This window comes from Natrinema hispanicum, assembly GCF_900111485.1.
GTDB lineage: Archaea > Halobacteriota > Halobacteria > Halobacteriales > Natrialbaceae > Natrinema > Natrinema hispanicum_A.
Window position 1 is genome coordinate 118798 of the sequence record NZ_FOIC01000009.1, and the last position, 9768, is coordinate 128565.

The window sequence follows — 9768 nt, forward strand, 5'->3', positions numbered from 1 at the left end:
GTCGTCGTTCACGACCACTGGCTTTTTGCGGGTCGGGCGGGAGCACCTTCTCATGACGCTCGATCCGGTCCACTTCGACGGTATCGCGCAGCTCGCGAGGCGGATCGACCCCGGGACCGACGAGCGCGACCGTCGCGCCTTCGCCGAGACCGTCTGGGAGGAGTTCCTCGATCCCTTGCTTGCTGATGGCCGGCGGGTTCTCGAGCCGGTCGACGAACAGGCGCGGCGGCTGGTCGACTGTGAGGCGGTCGCGTTGCGCGACCGTGAGTTTCCGACCGAACACGGCCTCGACGCGGGGACGATCAACCCGACGACGTTCAAAAACGGGCTCGTCATCGACATCGCACAGGCGGCGATGAGTACGACGCCGAGCGATCTCGACCTTCACCGGTCGCGGACGACCGTGATGACGGTTCACTCGAACGACGAGACGATGACCGTCGACGAGACGTGGGGCAAGTTCGACGAAGGCTACAGCCGGAGCCGCGCGGTCAAGATTCCGCCGCTGCCCCGGTTTGCCGAAGGTGTCGTCCACGCGCTGGCGCTGTACCTCGCCGAGAGCACTCACGCCCGTGATCACGCGGAAGACGTTTCCGATCTACTCGTCCTCGATGGCCCGCTGTATCCCCGTGGCCTGCTTCGCTGGGCCGATCAGCACCCCGATCTGGCCGATTTCCTGCTCGACGATCCCCGACCCACGACGGTCCTTGAGAACTACGTTCGACTGGTCGAGGCGTTCGTCGACCGGGACGTGCCACTCGTCGGCTTCGTGAAAAACCCCGCGACACGCGTGATTACGCGGACGTTAAAGAACAATCGAGAGATCGACGTTAGCGTCCCGTGGGCGAACGATTCGGCGCTGTTTACCCGGCTGCTCGAGCGCGGCGAGTACGTCGACGACGTCGATGGCGAGCGCTGGGAACGTGATACCTCAGCACTCACCTATACGAATTGGTTCCGCTCGCGCGGTGGCGTCGACCGACCGCTGTCGGCCGAGGGTGATGCACTCGGGGTCGACCGACGGCTCAAGCGTCAGGCTTACGAGGTCACGTTTTTCGTCGTCTACGATCCGCGCGACGACCTACTGTATCGGATCGAGGCCCCCTACGCGTTCACGAAGGACCCGGCGACGCGCGAGCGACTGACGATGCAACTGCTACAGGACGTCGCCGTCGCGCATGGGCCGCCGACGATCGTCGAAAAAGCCGACGAACTCGCTCGGATCAGCAACGCGGAGAAGGCCTCGCTTCGCGAGACGCTCGAGGCACAGTTCGACACCGTCCAGGACCGGACCTACGACGACCATCGCTGGGACGAACAGCCGTACTGACTGGGTCGCGTCGACCCGGTCACTCGGCGTCGTTTTTCTCGATCTCGAGATCGACGTCTTCGGGGTCGACCCCGATACGGGCAAACTGGGTTCGGACGTGTTCTTTCGCACCCTCGAGGGCCTGTTCGCGGGTATCGAACCCACGCGGCATCGGCGACTCGAAGGCGAGATTGACCTCGCGGCCGTCGACGAGTTGGGTCGTCCCTCCGCTATCGACCTCGTAGAACTCATCACAAACCCAGACGTACGCGGCGTCTTCGTCCGGTGCGCCGCGGAACGAGGGGGCTCGTTCACCTCGCTCGTACAGTGTGCCGGTGAGTTCCGTCCCGCCAGCACGACCGCGTACCTGAAGCATGGATGATGATACGCCTCGCGGACGCAAAAATACAGCGCTCATTCCGTCCAGACGCGCCGTTCGGTCAGTGCGAGACGGTGCGACCAGTCGTACCGACAACCGCCATCTCTCATCTCGGTTACAGCATGACTCCGCTGACCCGTGTCTACTCGCGCTAACGGATTCGCGCGGAACTACCATCGTGTTGTCTCGCGCAATCGTAAACCGACTATTTCCCTTCTATCGGAAATTACCAATAGTTGGTGTTTCCGAGGGGCTCAGCATGTTATGCATCGGATACCGGAGTAATGGCGCAATTCACGCACCCAAATTCTTTTGGAACTGGTCTTATGCCCCTTGCATGGGTTGCTAGGGACAATGACTTCGGACGCTCACATCGGCGACGACATCACCCCCGGGCCGCTCGTTAACGTCCCGGCGGAGTGTTACGAAATCCTTCGTCATCCGCGCCGGCTTCGCGTTCTCGAGATTCTCGGCAGCCGGCAAACACGACTGTCCCTGTCGGACCTGACGACGGCACTGATCGACCGGATGGACTCAGATATTCCGACCGGACAGGCACGACACGACGTGCGGATCAGTCTCGTTCACAACCACCTACCACGACTCGAGGACGCCGGAATCATCGACTGGGCCGACACCGGCATCGCACTCGTCGACGAACCGCCGGTACGTCCCACGGACCTCTCGATCTTTCTCGAGGCCTGTGAGGACGAAAACGCCGAAAAACTGCTCGAAACACTCGTCGATCCAGTCCGGATGCGTATTCTCTCCGTGCTCGAAGCGAACGACCGCCCCCTCTCGCTCGAGCAACTCGCGACGCAGCTCAGCGCATGCACTGGCGGGCCGTTTTGCGACGGCGACCGCGCGGCGATCGCACTGCATCACTCCCATCTTCCCGCGATGGCCGATGTCGGCGTTATTAGCTACGATCACGACTCGAAGCTGATAACGCGGTACGACGACAGCGTCTCGATCGTCCAGTAGTCGCCGACAGCGTCCCAGCTGTTCCCGTTTTCGCGTCGATTGCGCGGTCGTCTGTCCCATCGGTTGTCGCCTGTGGGTCGCCGTGCCGAAAACGACAAGCGTGTTCGCGGTGAGCGTCGTACGCACGAGACAGGAATGACGGTGCCACGCGCAGACGCCGGCCGTGATGGCATGGCAAGCGACGGTCGCAGAGCTGTCGTCGTCATTGGAGTCGCAGTTTTGCTCGCGCTTTCGATAGCCGGTGTCGCGGGAACGGCCGTCGCGATCGATCAGGTCGCGATCCTCTCTCCGGAGCCAATGACAGTCAACGCCACACCCGGCGAGACGATCACGATCGATCTCTCCCTCTGGAGTCAGGGCGGTCACGGCGGCGAAGGCGTCAGCGCAGTGACCGTGGTCGCACAGTATCACCCGGACTACCTCGAGGTGACCGACATCGAACGAGGCCCGTGGCTCGAGAGCGACGATACCGATATCCGGACGGCGACGGCGATCGCCAACGAGCAGGGGACGACGGTCATCAAACAGCGCCGCGAGCCGGTTGCCGGGGGGACAGCCGGGAGTGGAACAATCGCGACACTGACAGTCAACGTTACTGCGGACGCACCTGCTGGCACGACGACGATTTCGTTTGCCGAGAGTACGGTCGACCTCACCGGTGACTATATGAGCGCGCTCGTCGACGAGTCCGCGACGATTACCATCGCCGGCGGCAACGAGTCCCTCGAGTCGTACAATCACACCGATCCCGACGATCTGTCGCTCGAGTTCGATGAGACGGATGACGCGAGCGACGACGGAACGGCAGGAAGCGGCGGTGGCCTGTCGATTCCAGGCTTCAGCGCTGGGCTCGCGCTGGTGGCCGTGTCTGTCGTTGCGGGGGTGCTATGGTTCAGTCGGGAGCGTCGGCACTGAGAGAGAGTCCGTCCGACTGGAGGGAAACGCGTTTTAGGGATGGGACGGATGAACCCCATATGACTGATCTGGGAGACTTCGGCGATTTCGACGCCGACGCCGATGCTGACGAGGGATCGGCGGCCAATGCACCCGACTCGTCGACGGCATCGGCAGGAACTGACGAGCCGTCGACTGCGAGTTCGACGACCGACGGCTCGAGCGACGCGTTCGAGTCGACGCCGGTCGAGCCCAGTGGCGACGACGTCGGCATCGGTGCGCTCTGTGTCTCCCAGGGACTGCGTATCGCCGAAGACGGCGACGATACGACCCTGCAGGCCTACATCACCCGCGGCAATCGATCATCGATCCGCATCGGGAGCTACCTGCTTGCGCCCTATCCCGACGGTGAGACGCTGTTCTGTCGGATTACGGGACTCGAGTACGCTCAGCAGTACCACGCCGACGACGCGACGGAGATTCACGCCCGGCGGGCGATGCGCTCCGATGGCATCGACGAATCCGACTACAAGTTCGTCGCGACCCTCGAGCCCGTCGCCGTCCTCTACGAGGATCGCGCGGAACCACGTTCCGCGGACGACTCGAGCGGGCGGAGCCCGCAAGAGGGAGGCGAATTGAAACGCCGGATGACCGATCGCGTGCCGAAACCCCAGACCGTGATCCGGCAGGCCGACGACACCGAGGCGATCAAGACCGGACTGAAAATGCCCGACGACGGTGTCTTTCTGGGCCATCTCTCGGTCGGTGGTGAAAAGGTCCGGACGGCAGCGTCCCCGCCGACGATCGATTACCGGCTGAAAGACGACTACGAGGCGGGTGATCCGCTCGTCTTCCGACACACGCTGATCGCCGGCGGGACGGGCTCGGGGAAGACCCACGGGGCAAAGAACATCTTACGGCAATATCTCGCCGACGAGCGCACGTATCCGATGGCCGACGGTCGCACGGTGCAACCCGCCGTCGTCCAGTTCGACCCACAGGACGAGTACGCCCAGATGCACGACGACAACCCCGACCTGGACAGCGACTTCGCGCGCCGCCTCGAGCGCGAAGGGATCGCCTACGGCGGCCACGACGAGACGACGGCGTTTGTCCCGAAAGTCGGCTCGGCGTCGTACGCGGCGGGCCATCACCGCGCAAAGCAGGTCGAATTCACGATTCCCTTCTCGATGGTCCACGACAACCCGTGGCTGGTCGCGGGCAGCGGGCTGAACGACAACCAGTATGGCGCGCTCGTCAGCGTGCTCCTACCGCGATTCCGGAACCAGTACGGTGAGGATGGCACCTACGAGGAGTTCACCACGTTCCTCGACGATCCCGCACTGCGCGAGGAACTCGACGAGTCCGGCCGCGTCCACGAGGCGACGTTCGACGCCGTGCGCCGGCGCGTCCTCGGCTTCGGCCACGTCTTCGACCAGGATGCCCGGCCAATTACGGAGTTGGTCCACGAGTTCGTCCGGCCCGGCGGCCTCACCGTCGTCCCGACCTACCACATCAACGATACGCGGGCGACGGAAGCGATCGTCCTCGCGGTCTCGTCGCTGTTGATCGATCAGAAACTCTCGAACGATCCGACCTACGACCGGATCAAGGAAACGCCGCTTGTACTGGGGATGGACGAGGCGCACAACTTCCTGACCGACGCCGACAGCGTCCAGGCGGGGAAAGTTATCAATAAATTTACCGAGGCCGCCAAACAGGGCCGCAAGGAGCGACTTGGCCTCTTTCTCATTACACAGGATCCCCAGGACATCCACGACGCCGTCTTCAAACAGATTAACACGACCATCGTGTTGAATCTCGGTGACGAAGACGCCATCAAGAGCGTGAACATTCCGAGCAACCTCGAGTCGAAGGTCCCCTACATGGAAAAGGGTCAGATGGTCGTCTACTCACCCGACAATTCGGAGCCGGTCGAGCTGATCGGCCTCCCGAAGTGTCTGACGCGACACGGGCGGGACTGACCCGGCGACGGCGGATTGAAACGAGGGGCAGTTCCGGCGTGCTCGAGCGCGCTCGTCGATCTCACAGCCGATCGGTCGTCGTGACGTGCCGTCGGCTCGCGGTCGCTATGACTCGAGGGAGTCGAGAGGAGAAGAAATCGTCAGGAACGGCTCCGGTGGACCGCGACGTCGTCGCGACCGCATTCGGTGGCCGTCCACGCCGTCAGAGGGTGCTTGCGTGCGTTATCCCTGCCCGACCATCGACTCTTCTTCGTCCCACTCCTGTTCCTGCAGCTCGTATTTCTGGATCTTGCCCGTCGCCGTCTTCGGGAGGGAGTTGACGAACTCGACGCGGTGGACGACCTTGTAGCCGGCGAGTCGCTCGCGCGTGAACTCCGTCAGCTCGTCCTCGGAGACCGGCGGATCCTGTGGGTCGTCGTTCGACGGCACGACGAACGCCTTCGGCGTCTCGCCCCACTTCTCGCTGGGCGAGGGGATCACGGCCACGTCGGCGACTGCCTCGTGGTCGAACAGCGTGTCCTCGAGTTCGATGCTCGAGATGTTCTCCCCACCGGAGATGATGATGTCTTTCTCGCGGTCCTGGATCGAGAGCATGCCCTTCTCGTTGACGACGGCGAGGTCACCAGTGTGGAACCAGCCCTCACGCTTGTCGTTGAACGCTTCGTCGGTCTCTTCGGGTTTCTCCCAGTAGCCTTCCATGATCTGGTTGCCGCGGACGAGGATCTCGCCGATGGACTCGTCGTCCCACGGGACCTCGTTGCCGTCGTCGTCGACGACTTCGATCTCGGTGGCCAGCGGGGCAATGCCCTGGCGCTTTTTGAGGCCGAAGCGCTCTTCGCTGTCCTCGTCGATCAGGCGACGGGTCGCGGAGGTACCGATGAGCGGGCCGGTCTCGGTCGCACCGTAGAGTTGGCGGAAGTGCCAGTCGAACGTCTCTTCGACGGTTCGGATGACGCTTTCTGGCGGCGCGGCACCGGCGGCGGTGACGCGCATCGGGTTGTCGCCCTCGGTGGAGACGTCGTTTTCCTCGTAGTACTCGTCGAGCATGCTGAGCACCGTCGGCGCACAGCAGAGGAACGAGACGTCTTCGTTGTTGATCTGCTGGAAGATTTCCTCGGCGTCGACGCCGCGGGTACAGACGTGTTTCGCGCCGATGCCCGTGATGGCGTAGATGTGGCCCCAGCCGTTGACGTGGAACATCGGCAGGGTCCAGAGGTAGACGTCGTCGTCGGTGATTTCGTGGTGGATCGTCACGAGCTGGGCGTGCAGCGACTCGGTGCGGTGGGTCCGCATGACACCTTTCGGGTCGCCGGTCGTCCCGGAGGTGTAGTTGATCGTGATGACGTCGTCTTCGCTCATCTCGGGGCGCTCGTAGTCGGGCTCGACGTCCGCGATGAGGTCGTCGAAGTCCTCCCAGTCGCCCTCGACGGCGTCGGCGTCGTTCGTGATGAAGATATCCGTCGGAACCTCGTCACGGATCTCCTCGATCTTGTCAGCGTACTCGTAGTCGGCGATGATCGCTTTCGTGCCGGAGTCGTTGAGCAGGTACTCGTAGTCCTCGGGGGTCAGTCGGTAGTTCAGCGGCGTGTGAACGGCACCAAGCTGCATGATCCCGTAGGCAGACTCGAGCTGGTAGTGCGTGTTGGGGTCGAGCACTGCCACGCGGTCGCCTTTCTCGATGCCACGCTCCTGTAGCACCGTCGAGAGTCGGTCGGCTCGGTCGCCGAACTCCTCGTACGTGAACCGCTCACCCGTCGTGGCGACGATCGCTTCTTCGTCGCCGTAGTACTTGCGCGCTCGGTCGAGGAAATCGGTCACCAACAGTGGGACTTCCATATACCCGCCCATCGAACATTGATTATAATATTCTTTATGGAGTCATCCCGTGTTTCAGTATAGCAATTTGATGCGTACCAATCACTGTAATTTTTGTCTGACATCTTTTTCCTGTTCCCGACACGTCGTCTCGAGACCGATCGAGACGCGTAACGGCTGTCTATGACTGTCTCGGTCGTGCTACGCCGACTCGAGCAGTGTTCGCTCGAAAAACGCCCGAACCGCCCTCGCGATGTCGTCATCTGCGCCGAGAAAGAAATGATCGGCCGACAACGCGGTTATTTCGTCGCCACGACCTCGCGCGCGCTCGACGATCGGCCCCCAGTCGGCGGTCGTATCTCGCGTGCCATACAGAACGTGAACGGGAACCTCGAGCGAGTTGATGGCCTCGAGCGCGTCGAGGTCGTCAGCCAGACGTGCTGTTGGTGCGAGGGCGGCAACCGCATCGGAAGCGACATCGGCCGACGCGAGCACCGCAAGCGTCGCGCCGAAGCTGTAGCCGAAAACGCCGACCGGACGCTCGTCGTACGTCTCGCAAGCCCACCGAACGGCATTGCGGACATCCGCTCGCTCGCCATATCCCTCGTCCCACGGCCCGTAATCGAAGCGCAAACAGGCAATGCCGGCGTCACGCAGGGCATCGCTGACAGCGACGAGGCGGCGATCGCTTCGCGAGCCGCCGTGTTGTGGATGTGGCGGGCAGGCGACGACGATCGCACGTGGATCGCGCTCTGGCTCCTCGAGTGTTCCCCGAACGTCGCGGCCGCCGGGGATCAGGACATCGGTCATGGGAAGTCGTTGGAAACCGCCAGTAATCAATCCCCGACGCCGACCGATAGCTGCGGTTCGGCCAACTCGAGTCGGGACGAGCCGGTTCGGATCCGGTCGTCGACATTGGGTATTCCTGAAGTGACATTTTTAAGGCCAGCGAGCAATACGTAGCGAATATGGGCATCCTCTCTCGGGCTTCCTACGTCATCCGGTCGAAACTCAACTCGGTGCTCAACCGGGCCGAGGATCCGACCGAAACGCTGGACTATTCGTATGAGCAGATGCGCGACCAGCTCCAGCAGGTCAAACGTGGCATCGCCGATCTCACCACGCAGAAAAAGCGCCTCGAGATGCAAAAACGCCGGCTCGAGGACAACGTCGAGAAACACAACCAGCAGGCACGCACGGCGGTCCAGCAGGACCGAGAGGATCTGGCACGACGCGCCCTGGAGAAAAAGAAGACGAAGATGAACCAGATCGAGGACTTAGAGGGCCAGATCACGGACCTGCAAAACCAGCAAGACCGGCTGGTCGAGCAGAAAAACGAACTCCAGCGGCGCATCGAGGAGTTCCGTACCAAAAAGGAGACGATGAAAGCCCGTCACGAGGCTGCGAAAGCCAGTTCGACGGTCTCAGAGGCGATGACCGCAACGGGAGAGGAGTTCGAGGACGTCGGCCGCGCCATCGAACGCGCCGAGGAACAGACCGAGGACATGGAAGCCCGCGCCGCCGCCCTCGACGAACTCCACGAGTCGGGTGCATTCGAGGATGTCATGTCCGACAAGGACACGATCGACCGCGAACTCGAGCAACTGTCGACCGATAGCGGCGTCGAAGCCGAACTCGAGACGCTCAAATCCGAGGTCGGGGAAGGCGACGCCGAACCGGCGACCGACACCGCAAGCGAGAGCGATGAGGCGGAGCGGACGGATCTCGAGAGCGACGATCAGGAAGACGTCGAAGCGGAGCTCGCGGAGCTGCAGGACGACGAACAAGCCTGACATCGACGACTGTCACGCACTGCCGGTACGTCAGCGACTCGCCGCGGACCCTGCCGGAATCCAGTGACAGGAGATCGGATACGTTCGGTACTGTTTTCTCTCCGCCATCCGACTCGCTGCCAGCCGCAGGGATGTCGATGCCGGCTCCATGCCAGTGAAATCAGCGTGCCATTAGACCCTGTCAGAGAGTCGGCCTCACGAAATTGTTTGCTCCGTTGAACGCCGACGCCCTCTGCGGATTGTATCGCTGATTTCAGGGGATTTGGACGCCGTCTGGCGATATGGGACGTCTCAGGAACCTCGCACAGACGTTTTATGAGTTTGCCACGACCCACGTAGAAGAGCCAGATGTACCCGCCGTCGCCGACGGCGACGACGGGTACGACAAATCCACGAAGATCGCGTTGCTCCTGCTCAAAGAGGAAGTCAACAAGCCGCTCCGGCAGTTCGAGGACTATCTGAACGAGATGCCGGGAATCCTTGCTGTGTTCGGCCTTGAGAACTCACCTGATTACACGTCTTTCAGCGTATGGGACGGAGAATTCCCGATGAAAGAGTTGCGCCGCCTGCTCCGCCGATCAGCGGAGCAGGCGGGGCTCTCGGGAACTG

The 9768-nt window shown here is 62.4% G+C and carries 8 protein-coding genes and 1 pseudogene; 6 read left to right on the forward strand and 3 right to left on the reverse strand.

Annotated elements, in window-relative coordinates:
- Window positions 1–52: 52 nt before the first annotated feature.
- Window positions 53–1330, forward strand: coding sequence for a DNA double-strand break repair nuclease NurA (locus tag BSG09_RS10690; protein WP_092932910.1), 1278 nt, complete (start codon window positions 53–55; stop codon window positions 1328–1330).
- 19 nt (window positions 1331–1349) lie between these two features.
- Here the strand turns inward: BSG09_RS10690 and BSG09_RS10695 are convergent, their stop codons facing one another.
- A complete protein-coding gene (locus tag BSG09_RS10695; RefSeq protein ID WP_092932912.1) occupies window positions 1350–1685 on the reverse strand; it encodes a DUF7113 family protein in 336 nt (111 codons plus the stop codon).
- A gap of 357 nt (window positions 1686–2042) precedes the next feature.
- On the opposite strand from BSG09_RS10695, the gene BSG09_RS10700 reads away from it, so the two are divergent.
- From BSG09_RS10700 to BSG09_RS10710, 3 genes are all read left to right on the forward strand, one after another.
- A complete protein-coding gene (locus BSG09_RS10700; protein ID WP_092932914.1) occupies window positions 2043–2672 on the forward strand; it encodes a DUF7344 domain-containing protein in 630 nt (209 codons plus the stop codon).
- Window positions 2673–2807: 135 nt separating this feature from the next.
- Window positions 2808–3587 carry a cohesin domain-containing protein gene (locus BSG09_RS10705; RefSeq protein ID WP_092932916.1) on the forward strand — a complete coding sequence of 260 codons (780 nt, stop codon included), beginning with the start codon at window positions 2808–2810 and terminating at the stop codon, window positions 3585–3587.
- 59 nt (window positions 3588–3646) lie between these two features.
- A complete protein-coding gene (locus BSG09_RS10710) occupies window positions 3647–5551 on the forward strand; it encodes an ATP-binding protein (RefSeq protein ID WP_092932918.1) in 1905 nt (634 codons plus the stop codon).
- A gap of 222 nt (window positions 5552–5773) precedes the next feature.
- On the opposite strand, the gene BSG09_RS10715 is transcribed toward BSG09_RS10710, so the two are convergent.
- Both BSG09_RS10715 and BSG09_RS10720 read right to left on the reverse strand, forming a co-directional pair.
- Window positions 5774–7387, reverse strand: a complete 1614-nt coding sequence (locus BSG09_RS10715; RefSeq protein WP_092932920.1) for a long-chain-fatty-acid--CoA ligase — start codon at window positions 7385–7387, stop codon at window positions 5774–5776.
- Between the two features lie 180 nt (window positions 7388–7567).
- Entirely contained in the window at window positions 7568–8176 is a 609-nt protein-coding gene (locus BSG09_RS10720; protein WP_092932922.1) for an alpha/beta hydrolase, read from the reverse strand.
- A gap of 158 nt (window positions 8177–8334) precedes the next feature.
- On the opposite strand from BSG09_RS10720, the gene BSG09_RS10725 reads away from it, so the two are divergent.
- Window positions 8335–9159, forward strand: a complete 825-nt coding sequence (locus BSG09_RS10725) for a PspA/IM30 family protein (RefSeq protein ID WP_092932924.1) — start codon at window positions 8335–8337, stop codon at window positions 9157–9159.
- A 281-nt stretch (window positions 9160–9440) separates the two neighbouring features.
- A pseudogene (locus BSG09_RS10730) lies at window positions 9441–9768 on the forward strand (IS5/IS1182 family transposase); the annotation flags it as partial.